General features: G+C 73.9%; 16 protein-coding genes. 11 read left to right on the top strand and 5 right to left on the bottom strand.

Annotated elements, in window-relative coordinates; genetic code table 11:
* Positions 1-595 precede the first annotated feature (595 nt).
* From V6U89_RS20150 to V6U89_RS20140, 3 genes are all read left to right on the top strand, one after another.
* Complete coding sequence (locus V6U89_RS20150) at positions 596-1,513, top strand: hypothetical protein (RefSeq protein ID WP_334572884.1); 918 nt, start codon at positions 596-598, stop codon at positions 1,511-1,513.
* Positions 1,514-1,705: 192 nt separating this feature from the next.
* Positions 1,706-2,677: a pirin family protein gene (locus V6U89_RS20145; protein WP_334572883.1), complete on the top strand. Its 972-nt coding sequence runs from the start codon at positions 1,706-1,708 to the stop codon at positions 2,675-2,677.
* Positions 2,678-2,718: 41 nt separating this feature from the next.
* The gene (locus V6U89_RS20140) at positions 2,719-3,393 is read left to right on the top strand and encodes a hypothetical protein (protein ID WP_334572882.1); all 675 of its coding nucleotides are present in this window, start codon (positions 2,719-2,721) and stop codon (positions 3,391-3,393) included.
* A 230-nt stretch (positions 3,394-3,623) separates the two neighbouring features.
* Here V6U89_RS20140 and V6U89_RS20135 read toward each other — a convergent pair whose 3' ends face one another.
* Together V6U89_RS20135 and V6U89_RS20130 are read right to left on the bottom strand one after the other, a co-directional pair.
* Complete coding sequence (locus V6U89_RS20135) at positions 3,624-4,274, bottom strand: DUF1345 domain-containing protein (RefSeq protein ID WP_334572893.1); 651 nt, start codon at positions 4,272-4,274, stop codon at positions 3,624-3,626.
* 52 nt (positions 4,275-4,326) lie between these two features.
* A complete protein-coding gene (locus tag V6U89_RS20130) occupies positions 4,327-4,596 on the bottom strand; it encodes a DUF2795 domain-containing protein (RefSeq protein ID WP_334572881.1) in 270 nt (89 codons plus the stop codon).
* A 153-nt stretch (positions 4,597-4,749) separates the two neighbouring features.
* Between V6U89_RS20130 and V6U89_RS20125 the strand changes: the two genes are divergently transcribed.
* A complete protein-coding gene (locus V6U89_RS20125; RefSeq protein ID WP_334572880.1) occupies positions 4,750-5,163 on the top strand; it encodes a DUF2267 domain-containing protein in 414 nt (137 codons plus the stop codon).
* An 18-nt stretch (positions 5,164-5,181) separates the two neighbouring features.
* Here the strand turns inward: V6U89_RS20125 and V6U89_RS20120 are convergent, their stop codons facing one another.
* Positions 5,182-6,348 carry a CaiB/BaiF CoA transferase family protein gene (locus V6U89_RS20120; protein WP_334572878.1) on the bottom strand — a complete coding sequence of 389 codons (1,167 nt, stop codon included), beginning with the start codon at positions 6,346-6,348 and terminating at the stop codon, positions 5,182-5,184.
* 260 nt (positions 6,349-6,608) lie between these two features.
* On the opposite strand from V6U89_RS20120, the gene V6U89_RS20115 reads away from it, so the two are divergent.
* The 4 genes from V6U89_RS20115 (at position 6,609) to V6U89_RS20100 (ending at position 9,340) form a co-directional block, all read left to right on the top strand.
* Complete coding sequence (locus V6U89_RS20115) at positions 6,609-7,628, top strand: TerC/Alx family metal homeostasis membrane protein (protein ID WP_334572877.1); 1,020 nt, start codon at positions 6,609-6,611, stop codon at positions 7,626-7,628.
* A gap of 79 nt (positions 7,629-7,707) precedes the next feature.
* Positions 7,708-8,298, top strand: a complete 591-nt coding sequence (locus V6U89_RS20110; protein WP_334572876.1) for a sulfite oxidase-like oxidoreductase — start codon at positions 7,708-7,710, stop codon at positions 8,296-8,298.
* Positions 8,295-9,029, top strand: coding sequence for a ferredoxin reductase (locus V6U89_RS20105; RefSeq protein ID WP_334572875.1), 735 nt, complete (start codon positions 8,295-8,297; stop codon positions 9,027-9,029). Before V6U89_RS20110 ends, V6U89_RS20105 begins: the two co-directional genes overlap by 4 nt.
* 17 nt (positions 9,030-9,046) lie before the next feature.
* Positions 9,047-9,340 carry a DUF6510 family protein gene (locus tag V6U89_RS20100; RefSeq protein ID WP_179804513.1) on the top strand — a complete coding sequence of 98 codons (294 nt, stop codon included), beginning with the start codon at positions 9,047-9,049 and terminating at the stop codon, positions 9,338-9,340.
* Positions 9,341-9,410: 70 nt separating this feature from the next.
* Here V6U89_RS20100 and V6U89_RS20095 read toward each other — a convergent pair whose 3' ends face one another.
* Complete coding sequence (locus V6U89_RS20095) at positions 9,411-10,631, bottom strand: MFS transporter (RefSeq protein WP_334572874.1); 1,221 nt, start codon at positions 10,629-10,631, stop codon at positions 9,411-9,413.
* 373 nt (positions 10,632-11,004) lie between these two features.
* Here V6U89_RS20095 and V6U89_RS20090 point away from each other — a divergent pair, with 373 nt between their 5' ends.
* Positions 11,005-11,526, top strand: coding sequence for a GNAT family N-acetyltransferase (locus V6U89_RS20090; protein ID WP_334572873.1), 522 nt, complete (start codon positions 11,005-11,007; stop codon positions 11,524-11,526).
* Positions 11,527-11,683: 157 nt separating this feature from the next.
* Here the strand turns inward: V6U89_RS20090 and V6U89_RS20085 are convergent, their stop codons facing one another.
* Positions 11,684-13,129 (bottom strand): M20/M25/M40 family metallo-hydrolase, encoded by a 1,446-nt coding sequence (locus V6U89_RS20085; RefSeq protein ID WP_334572872.1) that lies wholly within the window; start codon positions 13,127-13,129, stop codon positions 11,684-11,686.
* A 114-nt stretch (positions 13,130-13,243) separates the two neighbouring features.
* Here V6U89_RS20085 and V6U89_RS20080 point away from each other — a divergent pair, with 114 nt between their 5' ends.
* Positions 13,244-15,388 carry an amylo-alpha-1,6-glucosidase gene (locus V6U89_RS20080; RefSeq protein ID WP_334572871.1) on the top strand — a complete coding sequence of 715 codons (2,145 nt, stop codon included), beginning with the start codon at positions 13,244-13,246 and terminating at the stop codon, positions 15,386-15,388.
* A gap of 131 nt (positions 15,389-15,519) precedes the next feature.
* Positions 15,520-16,818: an NAD(P)/FAD-dependent oxidoreductase gene (locus V6U89_RS20075; protein WP_334572870.1), complete on the top strand. Its 1,299-nt coding sequence runs from the start codon at positions 15,520-15,522 to the stop codon at positions 16,816-16,818.

The following is a 16,818-nucleotide window of genomic DNA, read 5'->3' as shown; positions in this document are numbered from 1 at the left end:
ACCACTACGCCCAGTGGGAGCAGCAGGCCGCCGACCTCGTCGCCAAGCACTGGAACAACTGACCCACCCTGAACGACACGCTGGCCGGCACCCCGAACAGGGGTGCCGGCCAGCGGCATATCCGCCCGGGAACCAAACCCTGCCCGACCGAATCTTGGACACTTGCCGTCTCCTCGGAACGGCAACTGTCCAAGATCGCCCCGGACCGGACCAGGCCACGCCGTTGATCATGAAGTTAGCAGCGGTGGGGGAGATCCACTCCGCTGCTAACTGCATGATGGACGCATCGTGGTCGGCGGATCGCGGCGCGGGTCGGCGACGGCGGGCGGTCGAAAGGGGTGTGGGGGTTGGGGGCGGCGAGGCCCGCGCGGAGGGTGCCCACGGCGGGCCACACACCCACCACCGACCACCGCAACGCACGGGGCAGCGAGCGAACGGTCGCCTTCAAACGGCCAACCCCCATCCCGACGAGCCCGCCCGAAGAACGAGCACCATGCACCCGGCCAGCAGAAAGGGCAACCTCCCACCCCCAAGCACTGATCCGTTCCGACCGGGGTTACGTACTGCCCGGCGGGGACCGTGAAAGGGGCGCAGCATGGCGGAGCCGGACCGGCACGACCATCCGACGACAGAGGTCACGGGGGAGGGCCGGGAGCCGTCCGTCGTGGTGACCGGTGATTCCCCGCCGGACGATCCGTCCTGGCCGCGCGGCACCCGCCTGCTGACGGCCGCCGCCATCGTGGTGCTGGCGCTTGGCGCGCTCGCGGTGACCGTCACCCTGGCCAATCCGGACCGGCTCGGTGTGGCCTTCTCCGGTGGACGGGGTGCGCCGTCGGTCAGCGTCGGCGCCGAGCCTGGCGGCGCGGGGGCGGCCGAGGCCGCACAGGCGGCGCAGTCGGCCGCCGAGGAGAGCCTTACCGCGCCGGTGGCCGGCCGCCGCCGGGCGACGTTCGAGCTGGCCGACGGGGTGAGCGCGTTCCGGTTGCGTACCGCGGAACTGGGCGACGAGCTCTACCGGATCAGCAGCCCCGGTGACTCCGGGGTGGTGCCGCGGCCAGAGGTGCTCGGGGACCGGGTGCGGTTGCGCCTGGCCGCCAGCGGCCGGTCGGGGGCGGGCTCGGTCGACGTGGTGCTCAACTCGCGGCTGGTGTGGCGGCTCCGCCTGGTGGGCGGGGTCAGCGCGCATCAGCTCGACCTGGGGGAGGCCCGGCTGGCCGGGGTGGACCTGGTCGGCGGGGCGGCGCGCGTCGACCTGAGTTTGCCGCCCACCGTCGGCACCCTGACGGTGCGGATGACCGGCGGCGTCAGCCAGTTCACGATCCGGGCGCCGGGCACCCCGCCGGTACGGGTCCGCGCCGCCTCCGGCGCCGGCGGCGTCACCGTGTACGACGATCGGCACGACGGCCTCGCCGTCGGGGAGGTGGTCGGCTCGCCGAACTGGGACCGCTCGGTCGACCGGATCTACGTCGACCTGGTCGGTGGCGCCAGCCGGGTGACGATCGGCGCCGAGTAGGACGCGGGCACACCGGGAAGCGGCAGTGCGGCCGGGAGCGTCGAAGCCGGCGATGACGCGCGCGGGACCGAGCCACCGCACGGCCGGACGAGCCCGGGACCACGACGGGGCGGCAGCCGGCGGCGGTGGAGTGGACCACGGGAACCGGGCCACCCCCGGTGCGCGCGCCCATCGTCGGCATAGAGTCGGGCGGTGGACCGTACCGAATCGTTGCCGGCACAGACCCGACCGCCCGGCGTGGCCCCGGTCGATCCGGGCAGCGTGCTGCTGCCCGGCCACGACGTGCCGTTGGGGCGCTACACGACGGTGCGGCGGCTGCTGCCGCAGCGCCAGCGCCGGATGGTCGGCGCGTGGTGCTTCGTCGACCACTTCGGCCCGGACGACGTCGCCGAGCGGCCCGGGATGGAGGTGCCGCCGCACCCGCACACCGGTCTGCAGACGGTCACCTGGCTGCTGGAGGGCGAGATCGTGCACCGGGACAGCCTCGGCAGCGTCCAGCCGATCCGCCCCGGCCAGCTCAACGTGATGACCTCGGGGCGCGGCATCGCCCACTCCGAGCGGTCGCCCGCCACGCACCCGCCGGTGATGCACGGCGTGCAGCTGTGGGTGGCGCTGCCGGACCCGGCGCGAGCCGGCGCCGCCGACTTCGCCCACCACGCCGAGCTGCCCCGCTGGCGCGACGGCGAACTCGACCTCACGCTGCTCGTCGGCGAGCTGCGCGGCGAACGATCGCCGGCCGTGGTGCACACCCCGCTGCTCGGCGTCGAGGTCGAGGCCCGTGATGCGGCGACGGCGACGCTGCCACTGCGACCCGATTTCGAGTACGGCCTGTTGGCGATGTCCGGCGCGGCGCAGGTCGACGGCCTGGACCTCGCCCCCGGCGCGCTGCTCTACCTGGGTGCCGGCCGGGACCGGCTGGACCTGCGGGCCGACGCCGGCAGTCGGCTGATGCTGCTCGGCGGTGAGCCGTTCGACGAGCCCCTCGTGATGTGGTGGAACTTCGTCGGCCGGTCGCACGAGGAGGTGGCCGCCGCCCGGGAGGACTGGATGGCCGGCCGGCGGTTCGGGGTGGTCGCCGACGACGCCGCCCCGCCACTGCCCGCCCCGGAGATGCCGACCACCCGACTCAAGGCGCGCGACCGGCGCGGCGGCGTACGGGGTTGACCGGCAGGCGTGTCCTGCGTCGGGGCGGGTAGTCGCGGGGCATGACCCGCAGTGTGATGACCGAGGACAGGAAGATCGAGGACAGGAAGCGCCTGGTACGTCGGCTCGCCGGCGCCGGCCGGGGCTTCGCCGAGCAGTACGGCTTCCGGGTGACCAACAACCCGTCGAGCCTGTTTCAACTGCTCTGCCTGGCCGTGCTGCTGGCCCGCCGGGGTGACTTCCGGCGTGCCCTGGACAGCGCCCACGCCCTGCCCGACAACGGCTGGGACAGCGCCGCCCGGCTGGCCCGCTCGCTGCACGCCGACCGGACCCGGGTGCTGCGCGAGGCCGGCCAGCGCGGCGACGTCGACGAGTTGGCCAATCTCCTGGGCGACCTGGCCCGTACCGTCGTCGAGCGGTACCGGGGCGACCTGCGCCGGTTGCGCGCGTCGGCCGGGCACGACCCGGGGCGGGAGCGGGCGCTGCTCACCGAACTGCCCGGAGTGGACGAGACGGTCGTCGACCTGTTCCTGCGCGAGACGCAGGCGCTGTGGCGGGAGGTCGCTCCGGTGGCGGACAAGCGGGCGCTGACCGCGGCCCGCCGGCTGGGGCTCGGGCGCTCCGCCGACGACCTGGCCGAACTGGCCGGCAGCGGTGAGTCGGAGCGGTTGGCGTGGCTGGTCGGCGCGCTGGCCCGGGTGGACCTGGAGCAGCGGTACGCCGAGGTGACCCGCTGAGCCACGGGTGCCGTGGCCCACAGTCCTGGCAAAATCAGCCGTACGGGTGATGTCATATCGTATGATGATCGTGGCAGCGATGCCCGCCCGGTTCGGGCGAACATCCACCGCTTGGCGGTACGCGACCCGGTTCGGGCGTGGACCCGCCAGGGACAGGTACGCGTGGCGCCCCAGGTCGCGGTTCGTGACCCGGGGCGCCCGCCTGTTTCCCTCGCCCTGCCTCGCGGACGTCACCGAGCGAACGCGGCCAGCAGGTTCACCGTCGCCGCAATGATGATCGCCCCGAACAGGTACGACAGCAGCGCGTGCCCCAGCACCGTCCGGCGCATCTCGTGGCTGGTCAGGTTGGTGTCGGAGACCTGGAACGTGGCCCCGATGGTGAACGCCACGTACGCGAAGTCCAGATAGCAGGGCTTGCCGGGCTGGTGGAAGTCCACCCCGCCGTCCGGGCCGGTGTAGTAGATCCGCGCGTACCGGGCGGTGTAGACGGTGTGCACCACGCACCAGGACAACAGCACGCTGACCATGGCCAGCGCGCCCGAGGCGTCCCGGTGCACGCCCGGCTGCGCGGTGCGCGCGCTGGTCAGCACCAGCGCGACCGCCAGCAGACTGGCCAGGCAGGCGATCAGCAGCAGCACGTCCCGCACGGCCCGGTTCGGGTCCTCGTACACGGCCAGCGCCGCGGTGCGCCCGGCGTCCAGCGGCCAAAGCGTCCGCCAGACCAGCAGCAGCCAGCACAACGCTGCGGCGTCCCAGCCGACCAGCGGAGCCAGGCCGGGGGCGACCAGCGCGGCGAACAGCCCGCCGGCGCACAACCCGACCACGCCCATCACGGTGAGCTGGAGGGCGGCCGGGGTGTGCCCGTGCGGCCTCCCACGCATCACGGGCGGGACCTCGGCGACCCGGTGGCTGCCCGCACCGCGCGCCGGCGGTTCAGATACGGCGCAGGTGCTGCGAGACCCGCGTGTGCGGCTCCCGGGCCTGCGCGGCCCGCTGCGACGGGCTCAGCTCCGGGGCGGCGTCGATGGCGGCGGAACGGGCCACCTCGTTGCCGTTGGCGTAGTCCACCGGCGGCAGCGCGCGCAACGCCTGGAGCACCTCCGGCGGGGCGCCCTCCCGTTCCGCCTCGCGCACCACGTCGTCCTTCTCCGCCGGGTAGTCCAGGCTGGACAGGTACTGCAGGACGTCGGTGTAACTCGCCATGGCGTGAGCTCCCTCGCCGCCTCGATCCGGTCACGACCGGCGGCGGTTACCCGTCCGGCCCCGGGTCACGCGCCGACCCGCCAGAAAATCGGCGCCGTTTCCGACGCCCCGGGCCGGGTACGCGACCCGTCCGACGCCGAAGGGAGCGCGCCCGTGAACTACGACACCTTCGTCGACCAGGTCGCCCGGCGGACCCGGACCGGCTCCGAGCGGGCCGTACGGCTGACCCACGCGACCCTGGAGACCCTCGCCGAGCGGCTCACCGGCGGAGAGGTGCTCGACCTCGCCAGCCAGTTGCCCGCGCCGTTGCAGCTGGTCCTCAAGCCCGGCCCGAGCATCGAGGCGGCCCAGCGGTTCGGCGCCGCCGAGTTCGTCGCCCGGGTCGCGCAACGGGCCGAGATCGACGAGCCCGCCGCCCGGGAGGCCGTCCGGGCGGTCTTCACCACCCTGCGGGAGGCGCTCAGCGGCGGCGAGTTCGACGACGTGGTGACCCAGCTGCCGCGCGACTACCGGCAGATGGTGGAGCCGGCGCTCACCCCCGGCGGGAGCGTGCTGCGCCGCGCCTGACCCGGGGAACGGGACGGCTCAGGCCACCGCGCCGGCGGCCCGCAGGGCGGCGATCCGCTCGGCGTCGAAGCCGGCCTCGGCCAGCAGCTCGTCGGTGTGCTCACCGGGTCGGGGCGGCGGCCGGCGGACGGCGGTCGGGGTCGCGGAGAAGCGGGGCGCCGGTGCCGGTTGGGTGACCCCGCCGTGTTCCACGAACGTGCCCCGCGCCCGCAGGTGCGGGTGCTCCGGCGCCTCGCGCCAGTCCAGCACCGGCGCCGCGCAGGCGTCCGAGCCGGCCAGCAGCTCGGCCCACTCGTCGCGGGTACGGGTGCGGAACAGCCGCGCCCACGCCTCGCGCAGCGCCGGCCAGTTGGCCGGGTCGTGCCGGTCGAGGGCCTCGTCGCCGGCGAGCGGAAAGCCGGTGAGCCGGACCAGCTCGTCGTAGAAGCGCGGCTCCAGGGCCCCGACGGCGAGGTGCCGCCCGTCGGCGCACTCGTACGTGTCGTAGAACGGCGCGCCGCCGTCGAGCAGGTTGACCCCGCGCGGGTCCTGCCACATGCCGAGCCGGCGCAGCGCGTGGACCTGGGTGCTCAGCACCGACACGCCGTCCACGATGGCGGCGTCGACCACCTGGCCGGGGGCGCCGGCCCGGACGGCGTAGAGGGCGGCGACGATGCCGAGGGCCAGCATCATCCCGCCGCCGCCGAAGTCGCCGAGCAGGTTCAGCGGCGGCACCGGCCGCTCCCCGGCCCGGCCGATGCCGTGCAGCGCCCCGGTCAGCGCCAGGTAGTCGATGTCGTGGCCGGCGGTGTGCGCGTACGGGCCGTCCTGGCCCCAGCCGGTCATCCGCCCGTACACCAGCCGGGGGTTGACCGCCAGGCACTCCCGCGGGCCCAGGCCCAGGCGCTCGGTCACCCCGGGCCGGTACCCCTCGATCAGGGCGTCCGCGTCGCGCACCAGGGCCAGCACCACCTCGCGCCCGGCGTCGGACTTCAGGTCCACCGCGACCGAGCGGCGGTTGCGGTTGAGCAGGTCCTCCGGGGGGCTGAGCAGGTCGGCCGGGGTGGTGCGGTCGACCCGGACCACGTCGGCGCCGAGGTCGGCGAGCATCATCGCGGTGAACGGGCCGGGGCCGATGCCGGCCAGCTCGACCACGCGTACGCCGGTGAGGGGGCCGACCAAGGCGGTGTGGGCGTCGTCGGTCATCGCGTCACCATAGGCCCACCGGGCTTCCCACGTCCCACCCCCGACCCCGCCGACCCCCGGCATCCAGCGGTTGACCAGGGCAACCAGGGCCGGCCGGACTTGGCGTACCAGTGAGCCGGGCCTAACCTTGACGCACGAGGGGAGTACTTCCCACGAACCATTCCGGTCAGTACGGCGGCCCCGGGCTCGCCTCGGGTGGTTGCCCGCAAAAGCGCGGGTGAAGGAGACCTCGAACATGGCACCGTGTTCGAGGAGGCCCCATGACCGGATCGTCGTACCTGTCCGCCGCCGAGTTGTCGTCGGTGGGCTCGCCCACCCTCTGGGCGGTCACCATCGTCGGCGTGCTGGTCCTGCTGGTGCTGGACTTCCTGGTCACCCGCCGCCCGCACGAGGTGTCCATGCGGGAGGCGCTGGGCTGGTCGGCCTTCTACATCGCGCTGCCGCTGGCCTTCGGCGCCTGGCTCTGGTCGCGGTTCGGCTCCCAGCAGGGCGTGGAGTACCTCACCGGTTACCTGGTCGAGAAGTCCCTCTCGGTCGACAACCTCTTCGTCTTCATGCTGCTGCTGGCCGCCTTCGCGGTGCCCGCGGCGCTGGCCCAGCGGGTGCTGCTCTACGGCATCGCCGGCGCGCTGGTGCTGCGCGCGATCTTCATCGCCCTCGGCGCCGCCGCCCTGCAGACCCTCGACTTCGCCTTCCTGCTCTTCGGCCTCATCCTGGTCGTCACCGCGATCAAGCTGCTGCGCGACGCCCTCTCCGGCCACGAGCAGGAGGTCGACATCAACAAGATGCGGTCGGTCCGGCTGCTGCGCAAGGTGATGCCGGTGGTCGACGACTACCACGGCACCCGGATGACCATCCGGCAGCAGGGTCGCCGGGCGCTCACCCCGTTCGCCCTGGTCGTGGTCGCGGTGCTGGCCACCGACATCGTCTTCGCCGTCGACTCGGTGCCGGCCGTCTACGGCATCACCGAGGACCCGTACCTGGTCTTCGCCACCAACGCCTTCGCCCTGCTCGGCCTGCGCGCGCTCTACTTCGTCCTGCACGCCGCGCTGAGCCGGCTGGTGCACCTCAGCTACGGCCTGGCGATCATCCTCGCCTTCATCGGCGTGAAGCTCGGCCTGCACTGGGCGCACGGCATCTGGTCCGGCGTACCGGAGATCCCGACGCTGGCCTCCCTCGGCGTGATCATCGGCGTGCTGATCGTCGTCACCGTCACCAGTCTGCGCGCCACCCGCGACCAGGTCCCCGGCGAGCCGGAGGTCGTCACCGAGCGGCACTGACCCCCGCTGCCGGGGCGGGGGTACGGCCGAACGCCCCCGCCGGGGGAGCCGCTGGTGGTACGACTGACGGGTGGGAATCGTGTCACCGGGCTTTCAGGGTCGGCGCCGCTCGAGCGGGCCGGCCCTGCCGCCCGGGCAGTACCTGACGGAGGACTTCCCGGTGCTGTCGGCGGGTCCGACGCCGCGGGTGCCGTTGGACACCTGGGAGTTCGTGCTCAGCACCGAGACCGGCACGGAGTTCCGCTGGACCTGGGACGAGATGGCCGGGCTGCCGCAGGAGACGCCGACCGTCGACCTCCACTGCGTCACCCACTGGTCCAAGCTCGGCACCAGCTGGCAGGGCGTCTCGCTGGACACGCTGCTCGAGGGCGTCGACACCACCGCCCGGTACGCGCTGGCCCACTCCTACGGCGGCTACACCACCAACCTGCCGCTGGACGATCTGCGCGGCGGGCGGGCCTGGGTGGTGCACACGTACGAGGACGGGCCGCTGCCGGCCGAGCACGGCGGCCCGGCCCGGCTGCTCGTGCCGCACCTGTATCTCTGGAAGTCGGCGAAGTGGGTGCGCGGCATCCGCCTGCTGGTCGATGACCAACCCGGCTTCTGGGAGACCGCCGGGTACCACGACTACGGCGACCCGTGGCGCGAGCAGCGCTACGCCGGCGATTGAGCGCCCCGCTGACCTGGCGGGTGGCCCGGCTGGTGGAGCGCCGGGTCGAGACGCCGTCCGCGCACACCCTGGTCCTGGAGGCGCCGGGCTGGCCCGCGCACGTGGCCGGGCAGCACGTCGACATCCGGCTGACCGCCGAGGACGGCTACCAGGCCGCCCGGTCGTACTCGCTGGCGGCGCCGGCCGACGGCGACCGGATCGCGCTGACCGTGCAGCGGGTGGACGACGGCGAGGTGTCCCCGTACCTGCTCGACACGTACGCCGAGGGCGACCCGATCGAGGTGCGCGGCCCGCTCGGCGGGTACTTCGTCTGGCGCCCCGAGGAGACCGCGCCGGTGCTGCTGGTCGGCGGGGGCTCCGGGGTGGTGCCGCTGATGGCCATGGTCCGGGCCCGGCGCGCCGCCGGCAGCCGGACGCCGTTCCGGCTGATCTACTCCGTCCGCACCCCGGCCGACGTCATCTACGCCGACGAGCTGCGCACCCGCGCCCGCGACGACCACGGGCTGGACGTGGCGTACGTCTACACCCGGGAGGCGCCCGACGGGTGGCGGGGCGCGCCGCACCGGATCGGCCTGGCCGACGTGAACACCCACGGCTGGCCGCCCGACCTCGAACCGCTCTGCTACGTCTGCGGGCCCACCGGCTTCGTGGAGACCGTGGCGGACCTGCTGGTCGGGCTGGGTCACCAGAGCCGGCGGGTCCGCACCGAACGGTTCGGCCCCACCGCGTGAACGCCCGAGGAGGCCCGATGACCGACATGTCCTACGTGGACGGCAACATGCTCGACGGTCCGCTGCGCGAGTTGTTCGCCGTCGACCTGAGCCCCGCGACCTCACGCTGCCAGTCGTGCGGGTCGCTCGGCCCGCTGGCCGGGCTGCACGTCTTCTCCCACGCGCCCGGGCTGGTCGGCCGCTGCCCGGTCTGCTCCGAGGTGATCCTGCGGCTGGTCCGGGCGCCCGACCGGGCCTGGCTGGACCTGCGCGGCGCCACCTTCCTCGAGGTGCCGATGCCGGCGGAACCCACCTACCACCGCCCGGGCTGAGTTCCAGGACGTCCCGGTCGGTTGACACCGGGTCCCGGCCGCCGTGCGGCGGCGGCCGGGACCCGAGCGGTCAGCCGGCGGCGGCCAGCCGTCGCCAGACGGCGACGGTGAGCCCGGTCAGCGCCCCGGCCGCCGTCCAGAAGGGTGCGGTGATCGCCCCGGTGGCCTGGGCGAGCAGCCCACCGAGCGCCGTGCCGACGGCCGCCCCGCCCAGGTCGGCCAGCGCGTAGACGCTGTTCACCCGGCCGCGCAGCCGGTCTGGGACCAGCCGCTGCCGCAGCGACACCACCAGCACGCCCCAGACCATCGCGTGTACGCCCCAGACCGCGAGCGCCGCGCCGGCGATCCAGGGTTGCCGGGTGGTGGCGAGCACGAGCTGGAGCCCGACCTCCACCAGCAGCCCCACCCGCAGCAGAGCGGGGGCGCCGAACCGGGTCTTCAGTCGCCCGGCCAGGGCGGTGCCGGCCAGCCCACCGACGGCGGAGGCGGTCAGCAGGACGCCGTAGCCGACGTCGCCCAGCCCGAGCCGCTGCCGGGCGTAGAGCACGAAGGCGGCGAACGCGGCGCAGAAGGCCACGTTCATCACGGCGATGCAGAGCGCGAGGGACCGCAGCACCGGCACCGACCAGAGCGCGCGCAGCCCGGCGGCGACGTCGGCGCGCAGCGAGTGCCGCGCCCCGCCGTCGGGCGTCGGCCCGGCCGGTGGCGTCGGTCGCCAGCGCAGCAGCGCCACCAGCAGCGCGGCCAGGCCGAAGCTCGCGGCGTCGACCGCGAACGGCAGCGCCGCACCGAGACCGAACAGGTACGCCCCGAGCGGCTTCGCGGCGAACTGGTTGCCCAGCACGAAGGTGGCGAAGAGTCGGCCGTTGGCGCGTTCCAGTTGGTCCGCCGGCACCAGCGCCGGCAGCAGCGCCCCGGAGGCGGTGTCGGCCAAGGTCTCACCGACCCCGGTCAGGAAGAAGGCCAGGCAGATCAGCGGGACGGTGGCCGCCCCGGCGAGGACCGCGACGGCCAGCGCGGCGAGCACCGCGGCCCGGACCAGGTTGACCGTGACGACCAGCCGGCGCCGGTCGAGGCGGTCCACCAGCACCCCGCTGACCAGGGCGAGGAGCAGCCAGGGCAGCTGCGGGGCGAGCGCCGCCGCGGCGACCGCCGCCGGGTCGTCGCTGATCGAGGCGACCAGGAGCGGGCCGGCGATCATGGTCATCCCGTCGCCGAGGTTGGAGACGGCGTTGGCGGTCCAGAGTCGGGCGAAGTCCGGGCCGAGCCGGTGTGAGCTGACGGCGGTCATCAGGACCACCCGGGCAGGTGACGACGTGCGGGTACGCGGAGGCGCCCGCACGGGAACTGCGGAAACACGAGGACTCCCTCGGAAGCGATGTGGTGGCGTGGTCACGCCAGGACGAAGGACCCGCGCGGACGGCGGGTCACCTCATCGCTTCGCGACGGGCGAGGCGGGGTGCGGGACCCCGGGACGGACCGGGGGTCAGGCGAGCCGGGTCGCCCGCGACGAAGCGGAGGCCAGCATCGTGCCGAGAGCAGCCGTACCCATGATCAGCCTCCGATCGTCGGTGGTCCGGCCCACCCTACGGTCCGGTACATCCCGCTCGCGACCCCGGATTCCGGTTGGACACGGCCCGCCGCCGGGACCAGAGTGGTCGCCCGTGAGATACCTGCGCAGCGCCGGCCCGGTCGGCATCCGACGCCCGCGGCCCACCGACGAGGCCGAGTTCGTCGCCGCCGCCCGCCGCAGCCGGGACCTGCACCACCCCTGGCTGACCGCCCCCGACACCGCCGAGAAGTTCGCCGCGTACCTGGCCAAGGCGCGCCGCCGCGACCAGCAGAGCTTCCTCATCTGCGACCGGCCCGGCGGCGGGATCGCCGGCTACGTCAACATCAGCGGCATCATCATGGGCCCGCTGCGCGGCGGCTTCCTGGGATACGCGGCGTTCCTGCCCTACAGCGGGACCGGGCACGCCTCGGCCGGCATCGGGCTGGTGCTGGCGCACGCCTTCGACACGTTGGGCCTGCACCGGGTCGAGGCGAACATCCAGCCGGGCAACGAGCCGTCCCGGCGGGTGGCCCGCAAGCTGGGCTTCCGGCTGGAGGGCTTCTCGCCGGACTACCTCTTCATCGACGGGGCGTGGCGCGACCACGAGCGCTGGGCGGTCACCGCCCCGGCCTGACCGGTACCCGCCGTGGGCGGCGGGCACCGGTGAGCCGCGTTCAGGGTCCGCGAAGGTGAGGGAGCGTCACCGGTGTCGGGAGGTTGCCACCGTGGCGACGCGACGCCCGCGGGACCGGCGCGCCCAACGCCGGCCCCGCGAAGCGCGACGGGAGCGGTCAGCTCCCCGGGCGGGGGAACGCCACCGGGCTGCGGTGGCCGTCCCGGTCGACGGCCCGCACGCCGAAGAAGACGTTGTCCTTGGACAGGTCCACGGTCACCTCGGTGACGTCGCCGACCGGGATCACCCGCTGCCACCCGGCGGCGGTGGTCTCCCGCCACACCACCTCGTACCCGGCCAGGTCCGGCTCGTCGCCGCGCTGCCAGCGCAGTGTGGTGTCGTTGGTGAGGTTGGTCGTCACGATCGTGGCACCCTTCGGGGTGCCCGGCGCCTGGGCGAGCGACCAGAGCACCGCCCCGTTGACCAGGGCGACCCGGGTGATGTAGTCGAAGTCGCAGAACTCCGGCAGGTCCCCGTACTGCACCCCGTCGACCAGCCGGACATCCTGGTGCTGGTGGGCGAAGTCCTCGTTGGGTTCGGTGAACCGGCCGGCCGGCCAGCCCTCGCGCAGGAACGAGATGTGATCGCTGCCGCGCAGGTAGCGGTCCCGCCGGTAGATCACCCGCACCCGCATCCCGGTGGCGCCGTTCTCGGCGACGTCGCTGACGAACCGGGCGAGCTGGCGCGACGGGGAGTCGTTCTCCCCGCCGACCGACTGCCGGGTGCTCGCCTCCGCCGGAGTCTCCGCGGTCGGCACCCCTTCGGCGAAGAGCCGCACGGCGCGCGGGTCGCGGGTGCCGTCGTCGGCCGTGCTGGAGCCGATGATGTCGTTGCTGAACATGCCCTGCACGTCGACGCCGGTGGCCTTGAGCTGCTTCGCCAGGTACGCCGAGCCGTACAGGCCCTGCTCCTCGCCGGCGACGGCGGCCAGGACGATGGTCGCCTCGCTGCGTCGGGTGGCCAGCACCCGGGCCAGCTCCATCAGCACCGCCACGCCGGAGGCGTCGTCGTCCGCGCCCGGGGCGTCGCTGACCGCGTCCATGACGTCGGTGGCGCGCGAGTCGTAGTGACCGGTGACGACGTAGACCCGGTTGGGGGTGACGTCGCCGCGCAGGGTGGCGACCACGTTGGTGATCCGGGTGGCGACCGGGATACGTGACGCCGGCTCCTGCACGTAGGACTGCAGTTCCACGGTCATCCGGCCGCCCGAGGCGGCGGCGTACCCGGAGAGCTGCTCGAAGATCCAGTCCCGGGCGGCCCCGATGCCCCGGACCGGGTCGTCCTGGCGGGAGAGGGTGTGCCGGGTGCCGAAGGCGGCGAGCCGGCGGACGGTGGCCTCGATCCGGTCGCGGTCCACCTCCCGCAGCAGGGCGCGCAGCTCGCGGTCCGGGGCCTGGGGTCGGGCCGGGTGGCCGGGCCCGGCGGGCCGGGCGGCCTGCGCCGCGGTCGGCCCGGTGGTCAGCGGTACGGCGACGGTGGCGGCGGTCGCGACGGCGGAGGCGGACAGGAAGGTGCGGCGGGTGGACCTCGTGGGCCGGTCGCCGGTGCTCTCGTTTGCTCCCATGACGGCATCCTCGCCACCGGCTGGGGGATCTGTCCATATCCATCGTCGTGGATCGTTCGGATTCACCCGGTGCGGGTGATGCCGGCCCACCACGGCGTTCCTACGGTGGGTGACATGGCTGCCGTGCGACCCACCCCGGCCGACCCCACCCCCGGTGTGCGCACGGCGCGGGAGGCCGGCAACCAGCGGGCCATGCCGCCCGAGCTCGGCCCCGACTCGCTCGCGGTGCTCAGCGGGCCCACCTTCATGTACTCCGACCAGAGCGGCGACGTGCCGCCCGGCAGCATCGGCGGCCTGGTGCACCTGGACACCCGACTGCTCAGCGGATGGGTGCTCACCGTCAACGGCGCCCGGCTGCTGGTGCTGCGCGCCGAGACCATCGACCACTACTCGGCGCAGTACGTGCTGACCAACCCCGACCTGCCCGGCCTGCCCCCGGACAGCCTGGGCATCCGGCGGCTGCGCTACGTCGGCGACGGCTTCCACGAGCGGGTGGAGATGTTCTCCTTCCGACCGGAACCGGTCCGGGTGCAGCTGCGGCTGGCGGTCGACGCGGACTTCGCCGACCTGTTCGAGGTGAAGTCCGTGGTGCGGGACCGCTCCGCGCGCATCACCCGCGACCACCAGCCCGGCGAGCTGTGCTTCTCCTACACCGGAGACGGGTTCGCCGCGCAGACCCGCGTCCAGTGCTCGGTGCCCGCCGACCAGCTCGAGGGCGACGAACTGGTGTGGGACTTCACGCTGGAGTCGCGCGGGAGCTGGAAGGTCGACCTGCACGTGCCCCTGCCGCCGGGGCTCGGCGTGGTGGAGCCGGTCCGGGGCGACATCGCCGACGTCATCCACCGACGGGCGGATGACCCGCTGCGCCGATGGACGGTGGAGCGGGCGGTGCTGACCAGCGACAATCCGGCGTTGGAACGGACCGTCCGGCGCTCCCGCGACGACGTGCTGGCGCTCCGCCTCGACCTGGAGGTCAAGGGACAGCGGATCATGCTGCCCGGCGCCGGGCTGCCGTGGTTCCTCACCGTCTTCGGTCGGGACACCCTGATCACCGCGTACCAGACTCTGGTCGCCGGCCCGACCCTGGCCAAGGGGGCGCTGCTCGGGCTGGCCCGGCTGCAGGGAACGGAGTGCGACGACTTCACCGACGAGGAACCCGGCAAGATCCTGCACGAGGTGCGCAGCGGCGAGCTGACCCGCACCGGCACGAAGCCGTACGGGCCCTACTACGGCACGGCCGACGCCACCCAGCTCTGGTTGATCCTGCTCTCCGAGTACTGGCGGTGGTCGCGCGACGACGAGATTGTCCGGCAGCTGCGCGACAACGCGCTGGCCGCGCTGCGCTGGATCGACGTGTACGGCGACCGGGACGGCGACGGCTACGTCGAGTACGCCACCCGCTCGCCGGAAGGGCTGGGCAACCAGTGCTGGCGGGACTCGCCGGACGGGGTCTGCTTCGCCGACGGGCGCATCCCGGTGCTGCCGCTGGCCACCTGCGACGTGCAGGGCTACACCTACGACGCCAAGGTGCGGCTCGCGGAGCTGGCCGACGGCCCGTTGGCCGACCCGGGCCTGGCCCGTCGGCTGCGGGTCGAGGCCGCCGCTCTGTACGAGCGGTTCAACCGGGACTTCTGGATCCCGGAGCGGGGCGGCTACTACGCGGTGGGCCTGGACGGCGACAAGAACCGGATCGACTCCAAGACCTCGAACATGGGTCACCTGCTGTGGAGTGGCATCGTCCCGCCCGACCGCGCGGAGGCGGTGGTCCGCCAGCTGATGTCCGACGACATGTTCTCCGGCTGGGGCATCCGCACCCTGTCCCGGCAGGAGCGGCTCTACAACGCGCTCGGGTACCACCTCGGCACGGTCTGGCCGCACGACAACTCGCTGGCCGCCCTCGGCCTGGTGCGTTACGGCTATCGCCAGGAGGCCAACCGGATCTGCCTGGCCCTCCTCGAGGCCGCCGAGCAGTTCGGCTACCGGCTGCCCGAGGCGCTGAGCGGGTTCGAACGTGAGCGACTGCTCTTCGCCGTGCCGTACCCGACCGCGTGCAGCCCGCAGGCGTGGGCGTCCGGCACCCCGCTGGCGCTGGTCCGGGCGATGTTGGATCTCCAGCCCGTAAACGGGCGGCTGTCGGTGGACCCGGACATCCCCCCGGAGATCGGACGAATCGCCAGCGAGCGGATCCGCGCCTTCGGCCACCGCTGGGAGATCGAGGCGGTGGGGCGCAGCGGGCACGTGCGGCTCAGCGACGGCTGACGACCCGCGCTGCCGCCGCGCGGGTCGCGGCCCCGGCCGCCGTGTCGTCGCGACCCGGCCGCCCTGCGACCGCGCAGGTCGCGGCCCGACCGGCACGTTTGTCGGGCGGGTCGACGGGAACGGGAGCGGGCATGACGAAACCTCGTGTGGTGATCGTGGGGGCCGGGTTCGCCGGTTACCACGCGGCGAAGACGCTGAGCCGGGTCGCGCGCGACCGGGCCGAGATCGTGCTGCTCAACTCCACCGACTACTTCCTCTACCTGCCGCTGCTGCCCGAGGTGGCGGCCGGGGTCGTGGAGCCGAGGCGGATCTCGGTGCCGCTCACCGGCACCCTCCGCGGCGTGCGGGTCGTCGTCGGCGAGGCCGACCGGGTCGACCTGCAGAACCGCTGGGTCGGCTTCACCCAGCCCGAGGGCGACCAGGGCAGGATCGCGTACGACCGGCTGGTGCTCGCCGTGGGCAGCGTCAACAAGCTGCTGCCGATCCCCGGGGTGACCGAGTACGCGCACGGCTTCCGCGGCCTGCCCGAGGCCGTCTACCTGCACGACCACGTGATCCGGCAGCTCGAGCTGGCCGAGCAGGCCGAGGATCCGGCCGAGCAGCGGGCCCGGTCGACGTTCGTGGTGGTCGGCGCCGGCTACACCGGCACGGAGGTGGCCGCCCACGGGCAGCTCTTCACCGACGCGCTGCGCCGCCAGCGGCCCCGGCTCAACGTCCGGCCCCGCTGGATGCTGCTCGACGTGGCGCCCCGGGTGCTGCCCGAGCTGGACAAGCGGATGTCCGACACCGCCGACCGGGTGCTGCGCCGGCGCGGTGTCGACGTGCGGATGGGCACCTCGGTCGCCGAGGCCACCGCCGACGGGGTGAAGCTCACCGACGGCGAGTACGTGCCGACCTGCACGCTGGTCTGGTGCGTCGGGGTACGCCCCGACCCGTTCGTCGCCGAGCTGGGGCTGCGCACCGAGCGGGGCCGGCTCGTGGTCGACGAGTACCTCAGCGTCCCCGGGTTCCCCGAGGTGTACGCCTGCGGCGACGCCGCCGCCGTGCCGGACCTGACCCGGCCGGGGCAGATCTGCGCGATGACCGCGCAGCACGCGCAGCGGCAGGGCAAGCTCGCCGCGCTGAACATCGCCGCCTCGTACGGTCACGGCAGGCGCAAGCCGTACAAGCACTACGACCTGGGCTGGGTGGTCGACCTGGGTGGCAAGGACGCCGCGGCGAACCCGTTGAAGGTGTCGCTGTCCGGGCTGCCGGCCAAGGCGGTCACCCGCGGCTACCACCTGCTGGCGATGCCCGGCAACCGGACGCGGGTCGGGGCGGACTGGGTGCTCGACGCCGCGCTGCCCCGTTCGGCCACCCAGCTCGGGCTGGTGCCGGCGCACGCCGTACCGCTGGAGAGCTCGTCGCCCGAGGTGCCGGTCCGCCGGTGA

Source organism: Micromonospora sp. CPCC 206171 (genome assembly GCF_036906755.1).
Taxonomy (GTDB): domain Bacteria; phylum Actinomycetota; class Actinomycetes; order Mycobacteriales; family Micromonosporaceae; genus Micromonospora; species Micromonospora purpureochromogenes.
This window is presented reverse-complemented; position numbering and strand designations above follow the sequence as displayed.